At 72.1% G+C, this 19,655-nt stretch carries 11 protein-coding genes; 7 read left to right on the top strand and 4 right to left on the bottom strand.

Annotation, left to right across the window (positions count from 1 at the left end; genetic code table 11):
- Nucleotides 1-167: 167 nt before the first annotated feature.
- Nucleotides 168-2,582 (bottom strand): poly(ethylene terephthalate) hydrolase family protein, encoded by a 2,415-nt coding sequence (locus DQ384_RS27670; protein WP_114031816.1) that lies wholly within the window; start codon nucleotides 2,580-2,582, stop codon nucleotides 168-170.
- Between the two features lie 448 nt (nucleotides 2,583-3,030).
- Between DQ384_RS27670 and DQ384_RS27665 the strand changes: the two genes are divergently transcribed.
- The 3 genes from DQ384_RS27665 to DQ384_RS27655 all read left to right on the top strand — a co-directional run bounded on the left by DQ384_RS27665 (nucleotide 3,031) and on the right by DQ384_RS27655 (nucleotide 6,991).
- Nucleotides 3,031-3,945 (top strand): hypothetical protein, encoded by a 915-nt coding sequence (locus DQ384_RS27665; protein ID WP_147268920.1) that lies wholly within the window; start codon nucleotides 3,031-3,033, stop codon nucleotides 3,943-3,945.
- A 126-nt stretch (nucleotides 3,946-4,071) separates the two neighbouring features.
- A complete protein-coding gene (locus DQ384_RS27660) occupies nucleotides 4,072-5,655 on the top strand; it encodes a TIGR02677 family protein (protein ID WP_114031814.1) in 1,584 nt (527 codons plus the stop codon).
- A complete protein-coding gene (locus DQ384_RS27655; protein ID WP_114031813.1) occupies nucleotides 5,648-6,991 on the top strand; it encodes a DUF2398 family protein in 1,344 nt (447 codons plus the stop codon). The genes DQ384_RS27660 and DQ384_RS27655 overlap by 8 nt, the downstream gene beginning before the upstream one ends.
- A 197-nt stretch (nucleotides 6,992-7,188) precedes the next feature.
- Here DQ384_RS27655 and DQ384_RS27650 read toward each other — a convergent pair whose 3' ends face one another.
- Entirely contained in the window at nucleotides 7,189-7,818 is a 630-nt protein-coding gene (locus tag DQ384_RS27650) for a TIGR04282 family arsenosugar biosynthesis glycosyltransferase (protein WP_114031812.1), read from the bottom strand.
- Complete coding sequence (locus DQ384_RS27645; protein WP_114031811.1) at nucleotides 7,815-8,471, bottom strand: glycosyltransferase family 2 protein; 657 nt, start codon at nucleotides 8,469-8,471, stop codon at nucleotides 7,815-7,817. The genes DQ384_RS27650 and DQ384_RS27645 overlap by 4 nt, the downstream gene beginning before the upstream one ends.
- Before the next feature lie 92 nt (nucleotides 8,472-8,563).
- Between DQ384_RS27645 and DQ384_RS27640 the strand changes: the two genes are divergently transcribed.
- The 4 genes from DQ384_RS27640 to DQ384_RS27625 all read left to right on the top strand — a co-directional run bounded on the left by DQ384_RS27640 (nucleotide 8,564) and on the right by DQ384_RS27625 (nucleotide 13,926).
- Complete coding sequence (locus DQ384_RS27640; RefSeq protein WP_114031810.1) at nucleotides 8,564-9,976, top strand: hypothetical protein; 1,413 nt, start codon at nucleotides 8,564-8,566, stop codon at nucleotides 9,974-9,976.
- 424 nt (nucleotides 9,977-10,400) lie between these two features.
- On the top strand, nucleotides 10,401-11,615 hold the full coding sequence (locus DQ384_RS27635) for a molybdopterin-dependent oxidoreductase (RefSeq protein ID WP_245966825.1): 1,215 nt from the start codon (nucleotides 10,401-10,403) through the stop codon (nucleotides 11,613-11,615).
- Complete coding sequence (locus tag DQ384_RS27630; protein WP_114031808.1) at nucleotides 11,612-12,109, top strand: hypothetical protein; 498 nt, start codon at nucleotides 11,612-11,614, stop codon at nucleotides 12,107-12,109. The genes DQ384_RS27635 and DQ384_RS27630 overlap by 4 nt, the downstream gene beginning before the upstream one ends.
- The gene (locus DQ384_RS27625) at nucleotides 12,106-13,926 is read left to right on the top strand and encodes a glycoside hydrolase family 15 protein (RefSeq protein WP_114031807.1); all 1,821 of its coding nucleotides are present in this window, start codon (nucleotides 12,106-12,108) and stop codon (nucleotides 13,924-13,926) included. The genes DQ384_RS27630 and DQ384_RS27625 overlap by 4 nt, the downstream gene beginning before the upstream one ends.
- Nucleotides 13,927-13,956: 30 nt before the next feature.
- On the opposite strand, the gene DQ384_RS43165 is transcribed toward DQ384_RS27625, so the two are convergent.
- Nucleotides 13,957-19,248, bottom strand: a complete 5,292-nt coding sequence (locus tag DQ384_RS43165) for a ThuA domain-containing protein (protein ID WP_181871453.1) — start codon at nucleotides 19,246-19,248, stop codon at nucleotides 13,957-13,959.
- Nucleotides 19,249-19,655: the final 407 nt, after the last annotated feature.

Here is a 19,655-nt window from a genome sequence, read left to right as displayed (position 1 = left end):
TGTCCGAACAATCATATATTTCGCTTTGCCGACGATCGTCCGCAAACCACTCACGATAGCCTGAAGGGTCGTGCCGGAGGCCGCCTGGGACCGGAGTTTTCGGCCGCCCACGGCGCGGGCCCGGCAGGTCCGTCCGACCCGCCGGGCCCGCGCCGTGGGCGGTCTTCTCAGAGCGCGTCGTCGTCGGTGACGACGAGGCGGGTGAAGCCCTCGCCGATGACCGCGTTCGTCGGCACCGAGGCGACCACCTGATAGGACTGGGCGGCGGTCGCCGGCGTCGTGTTGCCCGCCAGCGGCACCTGGAAGGTGACGGACGTCGCCCGCGCCGGGACCACGATCCGCTGCGCCAGTTGCGTGATCACCGGGGTGGCACCGTTGGTGATCGACTGGACGTTGACCGTCACCGGCTCGTGGCTCCTCTCCGAGAGCGTCAGCGTCATCGTGGCGGCTCCCGGGCCGTCGCCCTCGGGGACGGTGACGCCCTGCACCGAGACCTGCGGCAGCCGGTCCAGCCGGGTGCCGCCCACCTCGACCGACGAGAACGCCAGGTCGCCGAGGTAGACGGCGCCGGTGGGGCTCACCCCCGTGAGGCGGACCTCGCGGACGTCGCGCAGGTCGACCCCGTGCAGGGACGAGAGCGGGACGCGGACGGTCCGCAGCCACGTCTTGGGCAGCGGCGAGGTGGTGCCCGGGAGCTTCGTGAGCGCCGTGCTCAGCTCCGAGACCGCGACCGTCGCGGTCCTGCCCCTGTCGTCGACGACGCCGACCGTCAGATCGGCGTCGCCGGTCGCCTTCTCGTCCAGCGCCGCGCGGAAGGTCAGCGCGTCGTACTTGGCGACGTTCTGGTCCCACCTCGGGACCGGGACGGTCACCCGGCCGGTGGTGTCGGTCCAGGAGAACCGCAGGACCGGCGTCGCGGCGACGTTGCCGGCGTAGGTCGCGGGCGTCCAGGACGGGGCCTGCGACGTGGTGAGCGCGGTCGCGCAGGACGGCAACCCGCTCTGCGGCGAGCGGTCCAGCATGCCGGCGCACACCGCCGCGGTGGCCGCGCCGGAGACCCGGACGGACGGCGACGCCGACGTGAAGGGGGCCACGTCGAGCCGCTCGCGCGCGGGCGCCTGGGCGACGGCGTGGACGACGGCGCGTCCGGCGGACGGCGTGGTGCCGCCGCTGCCGTCGAAGAGCGGCAGCAGCGACTTCTCGCCGCCCTGCACGAGACGGAAGAAGCCGGCTATGTAGGAGGTGCCGACCGCGTACTGCTCGGCGGCGCTCAGGCGGGTCGGCGCCTTGTTCCCGCACACCGGGTCGTTGTTGTTGGACCAGTCGTCGGAGGCCGGGGCGGTGGCCACGCCCGGCGTCCACTCGGTGTTGAAGAAGTTGTGGTCGGTGCCCATGACCAGCAGCGAAGAGCGGAACGCCGCGTCGTCGGCGTTGGCGTACAGGGAGTCGTCGTAGAAGTGCTGTCCCTGCTGGTTGCTCACGTCCCCGTCGCAGTAGGGCAGGATCACGGCCATCGGGACGTCGGGCAGGGTCGCGCGGGCGAAGTCCGTGGGCGCGAGCGGCAGCACCGCCTTGACCCCGTACGGCCGGTGTCGCCCGGCGTTGAGCAGCGCCGCCTTGACGACGCCCTCGCCGCCCCGGGAGTGTCCCATCAGGCCGATGTCGTCCATGTCGAGGCGCTTGTGGAAGAGCCGCACCATCTTCGGGTCGCCCTCGCCCCGGTCGGCCGCGGCGAGCAGGTCGAGGTGCTTCATGACGAGCTCTCCGCGTGCCTTGGCGCCGCGGTCGTCGCTGAAGGGGTTGTCGGCGGCGTTGACGCCGTTGGCGCTGATCGACACGACGACGTAGCCATGGCTCGCCAGCACGTTCGCGGGGCCGTCGTAGCCCCGGTAGCTGGCGATGGGCTGCTGCCCGGCGGGGCAGGGCCAGGCGCTGTTGGACGTCGTCCGGGTGACCGGGTTGTAGCACGCGGAGTGGCGGCCGTGCAGGAACACGACGAGCGGGCGCGGGCCTTTGGCGCCCACCGGCAGGTAGACGGCGGCGCGGAGCTCGACCGGCTTGCCGCTCAGGCTCGCCGGCGCGATGCCGGTGTCCCCGAGGTCGTACTCGTCCGGCGCGACCGTGTACGGGCCGGGCGCCGCGGGGTCGACGGGGAGGTGCGGGGGCTTCTTGCGGGCCGCCTCGGGGGAGGGGCCGGCCGCGTCGGGGCCGGCGCTCCTGAGGTTCGCGGCCGGTGTGGGGACCTCTCCGTTCCAGGCCACGTCGACGGACGACGCGGCCGCGGCGCCGGGGTCGGAGGTGACGATCGTCAGCGTCCGCCCGTCCGGCGACTCCTCGGCCGGGCCGAGCGATCTGCCGTCGACGGCGAGCTCCGGGACGGCGTCGCGGACGGGTAGTGGCCGGTCCAGGCGCAGTGTGATCCGGAAGCCGGAGTCCTCCTTCTGGACGGTCCATTCCCCGTCGCCGCTTCGGGATGCCGGGGGGTCGGCGTAGGCCGGTCCCGCCAGGAAGGTCGCGGAGATCGCGGCGGCCGTGACGGCTCCGACGAGTCCCCGCCGCCAGGCCTGCGCATGCAAGCGCATTTCTTTCCCTTCAGGTGCAATGCCCCAGATATTCCGTACGCGAGTGATGCACGTGAATAGTGAGGTTCGTCCTCTAACGACCTGAATGAGATCGTGCTTGATCGCCTGGCGGCGTTACGGGGACCTTGCGAGCGTGTAACTGACAGCGGGCGTTGACGCCGGCGGCGCCCGGCCCGGGTGTGGAGGCCGGTGCGGGTTGGTCACAAATTTATTTCGAAGTGGCGGATACGGGTTTACCTGGGCAAGGACGCCGATTCCGGGACCGGCCGCCGGATGTGCCCGCATGGGTGCGGATGAAGCGGGCAGGCTCCCGCGGTCCCCTCGGTTCGGGGTGAAAAGGGAGGAGATGCGATGTGCGCGATCGAGGGGTACGCAGGGACGCTCCACTCATACCGGACGGTGGATGGGGGAGGAGCGATCAGCACTAGCTTTGATAAGGGACGTAGTGATGCCAACAAACCCTGGTAAGCCCGACGAAGTACGGTCGAACGCACAGGGCGGGCCGCACTGGCGTGTTCCGCGGCCGGTGATCTTCGCCACCGCCACCATCCTCGTGGCGTCGGGAGGCATGGGCGTGGCCGCGGCCTCCGCGGGCACGCCGGAACCCCCGCCCGCCACGCCGACGGCCACCGACCCGGGTACCCCCACGCCCACCGACACGGCGAGCCCCACAGGATCACCGACCACGAGCCCCACGGGCGACCCGACAGATCTTCCCACCGCGCCGCCCGTTCCGACGCCGTCGCCCACCACGCCCCCGCAGGTGCCGCCTCTGGGCCCGTGGGCGTTCCTCGGCACGCCGCACGGTGAGTTCGTCGTCGCCACGAAGGACGCCTGCGTCTTCGTCACCGTGTTCACCCAGACCGGCGAGGCCACCGTCGTGGCCGAGGACTCGATCACCGTTCGCAGCCAGGACGGCTTCGAGAAGGTCTACGCCATCGACGACACCACCAGGACGTTCGCCGGCAGCCGGGGCAACGGCGAGATCCAGCAGGGGGACTGGGTCTCGGTGAGCTCCGCGAGCGGCACCGAGCAGGCCACCGCCGCGTACGTCTACGACCTGACGCGGCCCATCCGCAACCTCTGGCGCGGCAAGGACTGGTGGTACACCAAGCAGTGGAAGTGGCGCCCGGGCGGGTCCGCCAAGTGGCGCACGCCCAAGCCGTGCCCCACGCCGTCCATCCCGCCCGTCCCGACCCCGACGGCCACGCCGACCGTGCCGCCCACGGTGACCCCCACGGTCACCCCGCCGCCCACCGACCTGCCCACCGGGACGCCGACCGGCACGCCGACCGACGTCCCCACGACCCCCGCGCCGACCCCCACGGGCAGTGAGACCCCAAGCCCGACCCCGACCCCGTGAGCCCGCGCGCATGACGTGACGTTCGCGACGGCCGCGGCACGACTCCCCTGCCGCGGCCGTCCGCCACGCGCACAAGCGGGCACGGGGTCGGACGCGGCCCCCGTCTGCGGGATACTTGCCACTGTCATGGGGGATGCGACGAACGGCCGGTGGACACGGCCGACAGGGCCGGTAGGGCGGACGGAGCGGGCACGGCGCGCGCTGGACCTGGACGCGCTCGCGGTCGGCGACAGGTTCCGGCTGTTCAACTTCACGCAGCGCGACGACTACGTCGTCTACCTGTGGGCGCTCCGGGCGATGGACCGGCTGAGGGCCGTCCACCGGGTCCGGGTCGACACCGACGACGTGGCGGCGGCCCTCGCCGAGCTGGCGCTGCTCCACGACGACGTCCCCGACCCCGGCGCCTCGCTGCGCGACCGGCTGGACTCGCTGGCTGCCGACCGCATCATCCACCGGCTGGAGGACGCCTCGCGGGCGGGGTCCCTGGCGCGCTACCGCAACCGGCAGTCCGTCTACCAGTTCAGCGAGCTCGGCTACCGGGCGTTCCTCGCCGTCGAGGACGTGCTCGCCGCGCGCGTCCAGGACGCGAACCTGTCCCGGCTGGTGTTCTCCGACATCCTGGACGACCTGCGGTCGCTCGCCTCGGCCAACCGCGCCGGCGACGAGGAGCAGGTCTATCGGCGCCTCTCCCGGCTGGACCAGGTCATGGAGGACATGGTGCGCCGGTCCGCCCACTTCCACGTGACCCTCGGCGAGATCGTCACCTCCACGGAGGCCTCGCCCGAGTTGTTCCTGCGCTACAAGAACGCCCTGCTCACCCACATGAGCGACTTCATGGCCGAGCTCGACCGCTACCTGCCCCGCCTCGACCGGGCCGTGCGGGACGTCGAGGCGACCGGCGTCGCCACGCTGCTGACCCGGGCGGCCACCGCGGACGACCGTCCGTTCCTGGGCGGCGCCGAGCGCGTCGAGGACTGGCGCCGCCGCTGGCGGACGCTGCGCGCGTGGTTCACGGCGGCGCCCGACGCCGAGTCCGGCGCCGCCGACCTGCGCCGGGCCACCCGCTCGGCGGTCTCCGGCGTGATCGCCCTGCTGCGGCAGCTCACCGAGGCCAGGCGCGGCGGCGTGAACCGCGTCTCCGAGCTGCGGCACCTGGCCGAATGGACGTTCAACACCCCGGACGAGGCCGCCGCCCACGCGCTGATGGCCGCGGCGTTCAACGTGGGCTCGGCCCGGCACCTGGGCGGCGCGCACGACGACGCCGAGCAGATCTCGTCGCGCGCCACGTGGTGGGAGGCCCCCGGCATCGAGGTCGCGCTCACCCAGTTCCGCACCGGACGCCAGGCGGGCCCGGGGCTGCCCCAGCCCGTCCGGGCCGACACCCGGATGCGGGCGGACCTGCGGCGGCGGCAGGTCGCGGCCCGGGCGGCCGAGCGCGCCGCCGCCGACAGCCTCGCGAACGGCGGCGCCCACGACAGGGTGCTGGACGAGGCCGAGACCCGGGTGCTGCTCGCCCTGCTGACCCGTGCGCTGGAGGCCAGGACGGTCGTCTCCGGTCGGCTGAGGTCCGGGGCGGGCACCGAGGGCACCGTGGTCATGCGGCTGGTCCCGGACCCGAAGGGCAGCGCCGTCCGCACGCCGCACGGCGTCCTGCACCTGCCCGGCTTCTCCCTGCGCCTGGTCACGCGCGCGGGGGGTGTCGATGCCTGAGCCGCGCGCGGCCGCGGACGTCGCCGCCGGCGACCTCGGCTCCTACCAGGACGCCGTACGGCTGGTGCTCACCAGCGACCTCATCACGGCCGTCCACCCTCGGCCGGGGATGCTGGAGCGGGTGCTGCCCTGGGCCGACCAGCTCACCCGCGACCTGCGCGACCTGTTCGGGTACACGCTCATCGCCACGACCCGCCAGGTGCGGCTGATCCGCCGCCTGGACGTCCTGGACCCCTCACGTGGCAAGATCTTCACCAGCAGGGCGGGCAAGCCGTTCGACCGCAGGCGGCTGGCCTACCTCTGCCTGATCCTCGGGTCCTTCCAGAGGTCGCGCGTCGAGGTCAGCCTGGCCGACCTGGTCCGCCTGTTCGCGCCGGTCGCCAACTCCATCGACGGCCTCGGCTTCGACCCGCTGGTCCCCGGCCACAAGGGCGCCGTGGTGGACGTCGTGGGCTGGCTGGTCGAGCGCGGCGCGCTGACGCTGTCGGACGGCTCGGCCGAGGCGTGGGCCCGCGACGAGGGCGGCGACGCCCTCTACGACGTCGACCACGACGTGTGCGCGGCCCTGTTCAGGCCGCCGCGTCCCGTGCAGCACCTGACCAGCGCCGCGGGCCTGCTCGACGGCCTCGGCGGCTCGCCCGAGGCCCGGGTGCGCAGGCTGCTGCTGGAACGCCCGGTGGTCTACTACGCCGACCTGGACGCCGAGGCCGCCGCCGTGCTGCGCCGCGACGACGTCACCGACAACCTGGCCAGACTCACGGGCCTAGTCGTGGAACGCCGGGCTGAGGGCGTCCTTCTCGCCGACCCGGGCGGCCGCTTCACCGACAAGGCGTTCCCCGGCAGGGGCGGGGTGGTCAACCGGGCGGCCGGCCTCCTGCTGGCCAGGATCGCCGACCTCCTGGAGGAGGACGCCCTGGCGTGGGTCGAGCCGCCGGTCGAGTCCGAGGCGCAGGCGGACCTGCTCGCCCGGATCGACGCCGCGCTCCCCGAGGCCGGGGTCGTCCGCGACCTCGCGTGGTCGGCCCCCGAACGCGTTCCCGACCCGCCGCGCCGCCCCGAGCCGCTGGCGTTCCTGGAACGGCACCGGCTGGAGGAACTGATCCAGGACCTGTACGAGAAGTTCGGCGCGGCGTCGTTCACCGGAGCCTGGCAGCAGGACCCGTACGGCCTGCTCGACGCCGCGCTCGTCCTGCTCGCCGACCTGCGCCTGACACGCCCGGTGCCCGGCGGCGTCGTCGTCCTCCCGGCCGCCGTCCGCTACCGCAACATCACCCTGGCGATCCCGTCCCCGCCCAAGGGGCAGCTGGACATCTTCGAGGAAACCGCCCCGGCGTGACCGTCGGATGGTCCCGTAGACGATCGGACACAGAGCCGCGCGTCATGGCCATGTGAAGTCCCGCCCGGTCTCACTTCCATGGTCGTCATGACGAACACACATGAGCACAGGACGATCCCGCGGGTCCTGCGCAGCCGGGACCGCATGCCGCGAGGGCTTCTTCGAGGACGACGTCCGGCGCCTGCGCACCGAGCCGTTCAGCCCGAGCGGACGGCCTTCAACGTCGCGGCGAACCGGGTGCCGGGTGCCTGTGCCGCGACCTGGCAGGCGTCGGCGAAGGTGTCGACGTCACGCAGTTCGGGCAGGAGGGCCGTGCTCAGCCCGGCCTGGCGCAGGCGCCGGATCTGGGCCGTTCCGGTGCCCGCCTGCGACATGGGCACTCCGAGAAGCAGCGCGGGGTTGGGGCGGCGCAGGCCGAGGAGCCAGAAGCCGCCGTCGGTGGCGGGGCCGTAGACCGCGTCATGCCCGGTCAGCGCGTCGGCGGCGGCTTCGAGCAGGGGCGGGGTGAGCTGAGGGGTGTCCATGCCGATGAGGACGATTGGCGCCGCGTGCAGGCGGTGAGCGTCGGTGAAGGCCGCCGCGAGCCGCTCGTCCAGGCCCCGTCCGCGTTGCGGGATCACCGTGAAACCGGGTGGCAGCCAGGGGCCCGGCAGCCCTTGTAAGGCGAGGACCGGGTGCGGTACGCGGGTCGCCGCCACGGTGCGCAAGGTGTCCTCCAGGGCGGCGGCGGCGAGCCGGGCGGCCTGCACCTCGGTGCAGGGCGGGCAGAGCCGGGTCTTGACCTGGCCGGGTACCGGTTCCTTGGCGATGACCAGGATCCGCGTCACACCGTTTCCCGCATGACCCGCCGCATGTCGCCGATCGCGCGAACGGTGCCGCGTACCGTGCCGGTGACCTTGGAGCGGCCCGCGCGCGGCAGGTAGTCCACCTCGGCCTCGGAGATCCGCCAACCTGCCGCGGCGGCGCGCAGCACCATCTCCAACGGATACCCGAACCTGCGGTCACGCATCCCCAGGGCGATGAGCCCGGCGCGGCGCGCGGCGCGCATGGGGCCGAGGTCGTGCACCACGGCTCCGGTGCGCCGGCGCAGCCGGTGGGCCAGCAGGGCGTTCGCGGCACGCGCGTGGGGCGGCCAGGCGCGCATCGACCGGGCGATCCGCCGGCCGAGCACCAGGTCGCCGTCTCCGGCTCGCACCGGCTCGACCACGCGCGGCAGCTGTCGCGGGTCAAGGGAGGCGTCGGCGTCCATGAAGACGACGATGTCGGAGGTCGCGACCAGCAACCCGGCATGGCAGGCGGCGCCGAAGCCGCGTCGCGGTTCCACGAGCACCCGCGCCCCGAGCCGGGCGGCGACCTTCACCGAGTCGTCCGTCGACCCGTTGTCCACGACGATGGGCCGATAGCCGGACGGCATGCGTCCCAGCACCCAGGGAAGGGCGGCCTCCTCGTCCAGGCACGGCAGGACCACGTCGATCTCCATGCTCCGACGCTAGGGCAGGGAACGCCCGGAGGTTCTTACGGAGTGGTGACGCCGGCTTCAAAATAAGCCCAGTTCAGACCTACTGTTGCCGAGTGGAGGGATCGAGCCGGCGGACGGTCGGCACCCGGCGGGCCCGCCCGGCCGATGCCGCGGACGGCCGCTGGACGCGGGCGGCGCTCGCCTGGTGGGGGGCGCTGATCGCCGTCTGCGTCGCGCTAGGCGCGGTGCTGCACGGGCTGGGCGTGCTGCGGATCGACCATCTGCCGCCGCTCCACGCCCATTTCCGGGTGTTGACGATCACGCTGATCCCGGCGGCGGTTCTCGCGGCCGTCGCCGTGCGGGTCCTGCCGCAGTTGGTCAGGCGGGGCGGGTTCGGGCGTGCGTCGCTCGTCGCCTACGGTTTCGCGCTGGCCTGGACGATCGTGCTGGCGATGTCGGCCGACGGGCTTGCCGCGCCGTTCACGCACCGCCAGGAGTATCTGGCGGTGCTGCCCGCGGTGGGCGACGACCCGCTCGGCTGGCTGGCGTCCTTCACCCAGCGGCTGCCGGAGTATCCGACGCATGTGCGGGGGCATCCGCCACTACCTGTGCTCGTGGTCTGGGCGCTGGCCGCCGTGGGTCTGGGCGGGCCGCTGTGGGCGGCGATCCTGGTGATCCTCGCCGGCTGTTCGGCCACGGTGGCGATCGGGCTGACCGTACGCCGCCTGGCGGGGGAGGAGGCGGCCCGGCGGGCGCTGCCGTACCTCGCCCTCACCCCGGCCTCGGTCTGGATCGCCACCACGATGGACGCCTTCTTCGCCGGTGCCGGCGCGTGGGGCGTCGCGCTCCTGGTGCTCGGCCGGAGCACCACGGCCAGGACGTGGTTCGCGGCCGGGGCGGGGGTGCTACTCGGCGCTCTGCCGTATCTGAGCTACGGGCTGGTCCCTTATCTGCTGATCCCCGTGACCGTCGCCGTGCTGGTCCGGCCGCCGCGGCCGGCGGTGCTCGCGGCCCTGGCAGGGGCGGCGGCCGTGACGGGCGTGTTCACGGCTGCGGGCTTCTCGTGGCTCGCCGGGGTTGCGGCCACCCACGCGGAGTGGGCGGCCGACCCGGGCGCGGCCCGGCCCTACCTGTACTTCCTGGTGGCGAACCTGGCCGTCCTCGCACTGATCACCGGCCCGGCCACCACGGCGGGCCTCGTCCACGCGGGACGCCACCTCAGCCGATGCCCGGCCGTCGCCGCGGCCGGCCGGAATCCTCGTGGCCGCATCCCCAGGGCCAGGGGGGCGGTCGCCGTGATGAACCTGGCACGCCGCCACGGCGCCGCCGCCGTCGTGGCGGCGGCCCTGGTGGCGGTGCTGGCGTTGGACGTCAGCGGGGTGACGCGGGGAGAGGTGGAGCGCATCTGGGTGCCCTTCGCGGTGTGGATCGGCGTGGCGGCGGCGTACGCGCCGGGGCGTCGCCTGCTCGCCGCGCAGGTGGTCACCGGCCTGCTGTTGCAGGGGCTGGTCGCCTCTCCCTGGTGACCAGGGACCATGCCTCTCGCGTCGCCGACACGGCCCGTCACCCGGCGTGATGCCTTCGCGTCGTTGCCGGCCGTCCTCGAACTCCCTCGGCGCGCGGCCCGCCTCCAGCGCGGACCGGAAGCGTGGGTCGAACCGATGGGAGGGCTCCCCCTTGGGGAAAGCCATTCCCTCGGGGACAGAGCATGACGGAAAAAGGAACCGGCTTCGACTTTGGCCAACGGTGTTCGCGGTGAGAACAGGCGGATAGGCCAGCGGCCGGCGGTCCTGCGCCGGCTTCGGAGGGATCATGTCGTCTGCGTCAGACGGGCCTCACCGCCATCCAGGTGAACCTGCTGGACGCGGGGCGGGCGCGCGGCTGTGGGCGTACCTGCGGGGGCAGGAACGTCCGCCGGGCCCGTTCCGGCCGGAGTTCTGGCGTAGTCCGTTGCGTGGGCCGTGGCTGACTTCGGTGTTCGGGCTGGTGCTGCTGGCCGGGCTTCCGCTGGTGGCGATCACGGGCCTGATCTCGTACGCCGCCTATGATCCCCGGCTGCCGGGCAACGACATCACGCCGGAAAAAGGGCTGTTCGGGTTCTATCTGTTCGACTGGCCGACCAGCCCGGTCTGGCTCTACCGGGTCACCCAGGGTGTGCACGTCATTCTGGGCCTGACGCTGGTGCCGGTCCTGCTGGCCAAGCTGTGGTCGGTGATCCCCAAGCTGTTCGCCTGGCCGCCGACCGGCAGCCCGGCGCAGACGCTCGAACGGGCCAGCCTGCTGCTCCTGGTCGGCGGCGCCGTCTTCGAGTTCGTCACCGGCATCCTCAACATCCAGCTCTTCTACGTCTTCCCCTTCTCGTTCTACCCGGCGCATCTGTACGGCGCGTGGATCTTCCTGGCCGCGCTGGCGGTGCACGTCGCGATCAAGCTGCCCCGGCTGGTCACATCCCTGCGATCCCGTAGCTTCCGCCGGGAGTTGCGCACGTCCCTGCGCGACACGCGCCCGGAACCGCCCGACCCCGACGGCCTGGTCGCCGCCGCTCCCGCGCCGCCGACCATCTCACGCCGGGGCCTGCTGGCCTTCGTCGGCGCCGGCTCCCTGACCGTGCTCGGCCTGTCGGCCGGGCAGACGATGGACGGCCCGTGGCGGCGTACCGCGCTGCTCGCCCCGCACGGGCGGTACTACGGCCCCGGGCCGAACGACTTCCAGGTGAACAAGACGGCGGCGAGCGTGGGCGTCGTCGCGGCCGAGACCGGCCCCGAATGGCGGCTGACGGTGCGGGGCGCCCGTCAGGTGCGGCTGTCGCGTGAGCAGCTGCTGGCCATGCCGCTGTACACCTACCGGTTGCCGATCGCCTGCGTGGAGGGATGGTCGACCGAACAGACGTGGACCGGCGTCCGGCTGACCGATCTGGCACGTTTGAGCGGGGCGGACGGCGGCGCGGGCGTCTACGTCCGCTCGCTGCAGCGGGGCGGCGTGTTCAGCCACGTGTCGCTGAGCGCGGGTCAGACGACCGATCCCCGCTCCCTGCTGGCGCTGCGGGTCAACGGCGCCGACCTGTCGCTGGACCACGGGTTCCCCGCCCGGATCATGGTGCCCAACGCCCCCGGCGTGCACAACACCAAGTGGGTGCGCGAGCTCGACTTCCGGGCCCCGCCATGAGAGGCCGGATCGGCGAGGCGCGCAGGCGGGCGCGAGAACGCTATGGCGCCGGCCTGTGGCACCTGTTCGCGTTGCTCGCCTGCTTCCTGGTGGCCGCCTACGCCCTCACCCGCGTCATCGCCGCCGGCATCCTGCTGGGATTCCTGTTGTGGTTCCTCGGAGCCGTGATCCTGCACGACTTCGTCGTACTTCCTCTCTACTCCGCGGGGGACCGCGCCCTGCAGCGCCTTCCACCGGTGGCGGATCGGCGACGGGGGCCGTCGGTCAACTACCTGCGGGTACCGGCGGGGCTGTCGGGGCTGCTGCTGCTCATCTGGTTCCCCCTCGTCCTGCGCGCGTCCGAGCACAACTACCGGGAGGCGACGGCCCTGAGCACCGCCCCGTTCCTCGGCCGGTGGCTGCTCGTGACCCTGGTGCTCTTCGCCGGGTCCGCGCTCGTCTACGCCGTGCGGCGCGCCGCCGGCGGCCGCCGGACCGGCAAGGCGCACCGGTGAGCAGCCGGCCGCTCGGCGACTACGCGATGTTGTCGGACTGCCGGTCGGCGGCCCTGGTGAGCCGCGACGGCTCGGTGGAATGGCTGTGCCTGCCTCGCTTCGACAGCCCCGCGATCTTCGCCCGGCTGCTCGACGACGATGCCGGCCACTGGACGATCGGCCCGGCCGGCCCAGCCGAGGTCACCCGCCGCTACGTCCCCGGCACTCTGGTGCTGGAGACCACCTTCCGTACCCGTGAGGGCACCCTGGTCCTGACGGACGCGCTCGCCCTGGGTGCCGGGGAGCGTGGGCACGATCTGGGAGCGTCCTCCGCCGGGATGGTGCTGCGGCAGGTGACCTGCGTCGAGGGCAGTGTGCCCGTGGACATGGCCTACGCGCCGCGTCCCGAGTTCGGTCTAGTTCACCCACTGATGCAGCCGGTCGGGGGCGGTCTGATCGCGCGCGGCGGCGCGACCGTGCTGACCCTGTCCAGCCCGGTGGAGTTGCGGGTGAGCGGCTCGGTCGCGGACGCCACCTTCACCTTGCGCGCGGGGCGGAGCCTCGGCTTCGCCATGCAGGCCGGCTGGGCGTGGGACCCGGATCCGCCGTGCCGTACCTCCCGCGAGGTGCGTCGCAGGGTCAAGGACACCGTCCGGGGCTGGCGCTCCTGGTCGCGGCTGCACGTGAACCACGAAGGCCCCTGGCGGCACCTGGTCGAGCACAGCGGCCGAGTGCTGAAGGCGATGACCTACGCCCCCACCGGGGCCATCGTCGCCGCGGTCACCACATCCCTGCCCGAGAGCATCGGCGGGGAACGCAACTGGGACTACCGCTACACCTGGATCCGGGACGCCAGCTTCACGCTGCAGGCCCTGTCCACCGCCGCCTGCGAGATCGAGGAGACCGCCTTCTTCGGCTTCCTGGCCCGTGCCTCGGCCACCCAGCTCGATCGCGGCGCCCATCTGCAGATCATCTACGGCGTCGGCGGCGAACGCGACCTGAGCGAACGACGTCTGCCGCACCTGCGCGGCTGGCGGGGCAGCTCTCCGGTGCGGGTCGGCAACGACGCCTGGCGCCAGGCCCAGCTCGACGTCTACGGGGAGTTGCTCGACGCCGCCCACCAGACCTACTGCGCGTTCGACCCGTTCACCCGCGCGATGCTGGTCGGGGTGGCCGAGGCCGCCGCCCGTCGCTGGCGGGAGCCGGACCAGGGCATCTGGGAGGTCCGCGGGCCCAGCCGGCACTTCACGCATTCCAAACTGATGTGCTGGGTCGGGCTGGACCGGGCCATCGCGCTCGCCCCCCTGCTGAGGGCGAGCGGGCGTGTCGGCGAGTGGACGCGCGTCCGGGAACAGATCCGCGCCGCGATCCTGAGCCAGGCGTGGAACCAGCGGATCGGTGCCTTCACGCAGACGTTCGGTGGCACGAGCCTGGACGCCGCGCTGCTGGTGATGCCGCTGGTCGGATTCCTCGCCCCCGACGATCCACGCGTGCGCTCCACCGTGCGCGCCATCGGCACCCGCCTGGTCGACCCGCGTGGTCTGGTACACCGCTATCACGCCGCCGACGGGCTCGCGGGACAGGAGGGCACGTTCCTGCTGTGCACCTTCTGGCTCGCGCACGCCCTGGCCGTCACCGGCGAACACCCCGCGGCCAGACGGGTGTTCGAGACCGCCGTCTCGTACGCCAACGACGTCGGCCTGCTCGCCGAGGAGGTCGACTCGGCCACCGGAGAGCCGATCGGCAACTTCCCGCAGGCTCTCAGCCACATCGGCCTGATCAACGCCGCCCAGGCCATCACGCCGGCGGGCCCGTCGCCCGGCCGGACGACCGGGTGACGGGCCCGCCGGCCCGCTAGGTCGGGCAGGTCACCTGGCCATGTCCGGGAGGAGCCGTCCGCCGTTGGCGGCGATCCCCTCGGGGGACGCCTGGCCGCCCAGGTGGACGATCAGGGCGTCCGCGTCGCGGACCAGCACCCTTCGGGCCGCTTGATCGGCCACGCCGGTGGCTCGGTCCCTGAACTTGCCCAGGTGATGGAGCGCCTGGTCGGTGTGGCCCTTCTGGTCGCTCGTGCTCGCCGACCTCAGGAAGTTGCGAAGCCCGCTCCCGAGCGAGCCCTCCACCGCGAACCTGTCCAGCAGGGTCGTCAGATCGGCGAACGACGTGGTCACCGTCAGGGTCCGGGCCTGCTCGGTCGTGTTGCCGGCCCTGTCCTTGGCGGTCACCTTGACGACGTGCGAGCCGAGCGTGACGGACGTCAGATCGAGAGCCTTGCCGAGCCGCAGTTCCCTGCCGTCGACGGTGGCGGTCACGGTGTCGATGCCCGACCCCGTGTCCTTGCCCTCGGCGGTGACGGTGATCTGGGCGCTGTCGCCGTAGTTCCCGTCGGCGTTCAGCCCGCCGACGGTCAGCACGGGCTTGGTGGCGTCCAGCTTCAGCGTGACGTCCTTGGCCTCCTCCTGGTTGCCCGCCTTGTCCTTCGAGCGGTAGGACACCTTGTGGGCGCCGTCGCCCTCGACCTTGAAGGGCTGGGTGTAGGCGGCCCACTCGGCGTCGTCCAGCTTGTACTCCGTCCTGTCGACCCCGGAGCCCTCGTCGGTGGCCGTGAGGCTGACCGTCACGGGCGTGGTGTGCCAGCCGGTGGGCTGCTCCGCCGGGTCCAGGGCGGCCTTGGTCACCGGCGCCTTGGTGTCCTTCGGGCCGCGGACGAGCGTGAAGTCGTCCACGTCGAAGTCCGCTCCGGTGAACACCAGGTAGAGCTTGGTGTTTCCGGAAGGAACGTTCGTGAGCGGCGTCGAGACGTCGGCGTAGGTCTCCCAGCCGCCGGTGTTCGGAACCGTGACGGCGCCCAGCACGGGCCCGGTCGGTGAACCGGTGCGGATCTCGAATCCGCCGGACGGGTTGGGCGAGGCCACCCGGGCCGTGAAGCCGGTGACGCCGGTGAGGTCCACATCGGTGTAGGCGGCCCAGTCGCCGGGGTTGACGAAGCCGAGCACCGTGCCGCCGTGGGCCGGGGTGTGCGGGTAGGGCTGCACGCCGTTGGCCTCGGTCCAGGCCTCGGCCTGGACGGTGACGTCACCGGTGGCGGGGCCGAGTTCCTTGATCCGGATGTTCCGGAACGAGACCTCGTCGCCGTCGCCGTGGTTCTGGATGCCCACGTACCCCTGCTTCAGGGACCGGCTGGGATCGGTGTTGGTGAAGTCGTTGATCCTCACGCCGTTGAGGAAGATCTGCAGACGCTCGTCCTCCACCCGGATCTCGTAGGTGTTCCACTGCCCCGGCGGGTTCAGCGCCTTGTCGCGGGCCGCGAGATCCGCGGACTTGAAGCCGTAGACCGCGCCGGTGGTCTTCTCCGGAGCGTCCGTGGCGTCGATCTGGATCTCGTAGCCGTTGTTCACCGCCGACCACGGGTCGTCGGAGGCGGGGAAGCCGACGAAGACACCAGAGTTGTCGTCGCCGCGCATCTTCCAGTCCAGCTTCAGCGAGTAGGAGCTGTACTCCTTCGCCTTGTACCAGAACATGCCCAGGCCACCCTGCGAGGTGAGGGTGCCGTCGGCGTTGGTGAAACCGCCGGGCCCGGCCTGCGACCAGCCCGTCGTGCCGCCGTTGTAGATCGTGGTGTAGCCGTTCTCGGCACGGCAGTCCGCCTTGGCGTCGCCCATCGCGTACTTGATGCCGCCGAGCAGGTGCTGACGGAACGCCGGCTCGGAGAAGGACTGCGAGGTGTGCCCGCCGCCCGTGTAGAACGACCGGCCGCCCTGGTACTCCTTGCACCAGGCGATCGGGTGGTCCGCACCCATGCCGCCGCCGGAGTAGGAGGACTCGTCCAGCGTGGCCAGCACGTGAGCGGTGGTGCGGGCGTTGGAGCGGTAGTTGTACCACTCGTCGGTGCGGTTCCACGTGGGGCCGAGGTGGGCGGTGGCCGCGTGGGCGCGGTCCTCCACCTTGATGGTGGCCGGCTGGATGGCCGGGTGGGAGGCGAACCACGCCCCCACGAGCTCGCCGTAGAAGGGCCAGTCGTACTCGGTGTCGGCCCCGGCGTGCACGCCGACGTAGCCGCCGCCCGCCTTGACGTAGGACTCGAAGGCGGCCTGCTGGGCGTCGTTGAGCACGTCGCCGGTGGTGCTGAGGAAGACCACCGCCTTGTACTTGGCGAGGTTCGCGGCGGTGAAGGCGCTCGCGTCCTCGGTCGCGGTGACCTTGAAGCCGAGCTCCTTGATCGCCTGGATGCCGGCCGGGATCGAGTCGTGCCGGAAGCCGGCCGTGGCCGAGAAGACCAGGAGGTCGCCCTGGCCGCCGCCGGGGCCGCCGTCGCCGGCCGGGGTCGGTGTCCTCCACTTCTGGGCGTCGCCGCCGTCACAGGTCCTGATGACCATCTGCCCGGCGTTCGAGCCGTCGAGGCACTTGCCGGACTGCGGGTTCTTCACCGTGCCGTCCGCCCCGATGGTCCAGTTCTGCGCGCCGACGCCGGCGACGCAGTCCCAGATCTGCACCCTGGTGCCGTCGGTGGTACGGCCGCCGTCGACGTCCAGGCACTTGCCGAGTGACCGGATCGTGGAGCCGCTGAGGGTCCAGACCTGGGCGCCGGTGTCGTTGCACTCCCAGAGCTGCACGTTGGTGCCGTTGGCCGGGTTGGCTCCGGCGACGTCGAGGCACCGGCCGCCGGCGCTGACGATGGTGCCGATCGGGCTTCCGGCTGGCGGCTCGGCCGTCAGCGTGAAGTCGTCCACGTCGAACAGCGCGCCGTCGTTGCCCTTGAACACCAGGGAGAGCTGCGTGGTTCCCGCCGGTGCGTTGGACAGGGGGGCGGAGACGTCGGTGAAGGTCTCCCAGCCGCCGGTCACCGGCACGCTCACCTTGCCCAGCAGGGCGCCCGCCGGCGATCCGGCGCGCACCTCGATGGTGCCGCCCTTTCCGCCGGAGGAGACGCGGGCGGTGATCCCCTTCGCGCCGGTCAGGTCGTACGGCTTGAACGCGATCCAGTCGCCGTTGTTGATGTCACCCACCGTCCTGCCGCCGTGCGCCGGCGCCTTGCCGATGGGGTTCACTCCCTGCGAGGCCGAGTAGTGCTCGGCCTGCCGGTGCCGCGGCTGCAGGATGTGCTGGGTGTGCGTGGTCAGGCCGCCCTTGTCGGTGTACTCGGCGTCGAACACCGCGAAGATGTTCGCCGCGTCGTCGTGCTCACCGTCCACCGGGATGGTCAGGTCGCCCGAGCAGCCGTTCTTCGAGGTGATCTGGTGACCGTGGCTGTCGTGGCCGAGCACGTAGGTCATCTTGACCTTCGCGCAGTCGATGTCGCCGTCCTCCGGGTCGGTCACCTTGATCTTGAAGGGGACGGTGTCGCCCCACTGGAACAGCTGACCGTCGCCGGGCGTCTCCACGGCCACGGCGGGCGCCGTGTTGCCGGCCGTGATCAGCACGCTGGCGGTGCCGGTGTTGCCGGCGGGGTCGCTCACGGTGAGCTTCGCGCTGTAGTCGCCGTCGGTCGTGTACGTCTTGACCGGGTTCGGGTCGGTGGAGGTGGTGCCGTCCCCGAAGTCCCAGGCGTAGGTGAGCGCGGCGCCCTCCGGATCGGCGGATCCGGCGGAGGAGAACGTCACGGTCAGCGGGGTCCTGCCGGAGGTCTTGTCGGCCTTCACCACGGCGACCGGTGAACGGTCGCGGCCCTTGATGTACTCGAACCTGTACAACGCGGAGTTCTCGTCGCCGCCGAAGAAGCCCGCCCCGTAGTCGAGGACGTACAGCGCGCCGTCCGGGCCGAACGCCAGGTCCATGACCTGGGTGCCGGTCCACGGGAAGTCGGAGATGCCGCCGGGCGTCCCGTCGGCGTTGACGTCGATCGGCTTGATCCAGCGGCGGCCGAACTCGCCGGCGAAGAAGTGGCCGTTCAGGTCCTCGGGGAACTTGACCTCGGACTTCAGGGCGGCGTCGTACCGGTAGACCGGTCCGCCCATCGGGGACTCGGAGCCGCCGCCGAACTCCGGCGGCGAGCCGGCGTCGCCGCCGTACCGGATCCAGGCGGGCTGGGCGGGCGGCAACGTGCGCAGGCCGGTGTTGCGGAAGGAGTCGTTGGTCGGCCCGCCGGCGGCGCAGTCGTACTTCGGCCCGGAGGGACCGGAGGGGAAGGTGAAGTCGTTGTAGGTCTCGGCCAGCGTGTTGGCGCCCGTGCAGTACGGCCAGCCGAAGTTGCCCGGGGCGGTGACGCGGTTGAACTCGACCTGGCCGCTCGGCCCCCTGGCCGGGTCGCCACTTCCCGCGTCGGGGCCGTAGTCGCCCACGTAGACGACCCCGGTCTCCTTGTCGACGGTCAGCCGGAACGGGTTGCGGAAGCCCATGGCGTAGATTTCCGGCCTGGTGTTGGCGGTCCCCGGCGGGAACAGGTTGCCCGGCGGGATGTCGTAGGTCCCGTCCGGCTTGACCTTGATCCGCAGGATCTTGCCGCGCAGGTCGTTGGTGTTCGCCGAGGTGCGCTGGGCGTCGTAGGCGGGGTTGCGGTCCGGCCGCTCGTCGATCGGGGAGTAGCCCGCCGAGTCGAAGGGGTTGGAGTCGTCGCCGGTGCTCAGGTAGAGGTTGCCCGCGGCGTCGAAGTCCATGTCGCCGCCCACGTGACAGCAGATGCCCCGGTCGGCCTGCACGTCGAGCATCTTGACCTCGCTGCCCATGTCGAGCGTCCAGTCGGGCTTGACCGTGAACCTGGAAAGCCGGTTCACCCCCTTCCAGGCGGAGAAGTCGGCAGCACTGGCCGGGGCGTCGCCGGCGGGGGTGTCGAGGCGGGGCGCGTAGTACAGGTAGACGAACCGGTTGGCCGCGAAGCCGGGGTCGGCGGCGACCCCCTGGAGCCCCTCCTCGTCGTGGGTGTAGACGTTCAGGGTCCCCACGACGGCCGTGTCACCGCGCGCGTCGGTACGCCGCAGGGTCCCGTCGCGCGAGGTGTGCAGCACCGACAGGTCGGGCAGCACGGTCATGGTCATCGGCTCGCCCATGTCGGCGACCCCCTTGGCCATCTCCACGCGCTGGTAGTCGGCGGGGTCGATGGCCGCGGTGTCCGCCTGGGCGGGGCCGGTCAGGGTCAGTACGGTCAGGCCCGTGAGGCTGAGGGCTAGGGCGCAGGTCTGCGCGATCCATCTTCTGATGCGAGCGGTCGGCCGCCTGGGGGGCATTGGCGGGGCGTTCCTTTCCTTCGGTGCGGTGTGGTGCGGCCCGGCGCAGGATCGGCCGGGCGGAATGCGAGGAGCCGCGGGGGTCTCGCCGGGCGGCGGACCCGGCGGGGTCACGGGCGGTGGGGGTTTCGGGCCTGCGGGCCGGGACGGCGGAAGTTCCTTCGTAGGACGGGCATTCGCTTCACAGTTCCTCCGCAGACGCGGTGAGTGTCCCGAAGATACGGCGCTTTGGGTTGATTGTGAAGATAGTTCTACCGAGAACGCACAAACTTTTGTCTTTGGCGGCGAAAGTGGCCCGGTCCTCGCGCCTGCCCGGCCAGGTATCGCAGTTACGGATGTGACGAAAGTTGGTGGCGTGGCGTAAACCGAGATCATCTTCCGGACGTCGATTCGTTGGGACCACGCTC

Source organism: Sphaerisporangium album (assembly GCF_003323745.1).
GTDB classification, from domain to species: Bacteria; Actinomycetota; Actinomycetes; order Streptosporangiales; family Streptosporangiaceae; genus Sphaerisporangium; species Sphaerisporangium album.
Note: the sequence above shows the minus strand (reverse complement) of the source record. Positions and strands in the feature narration are given on the sequence as shown.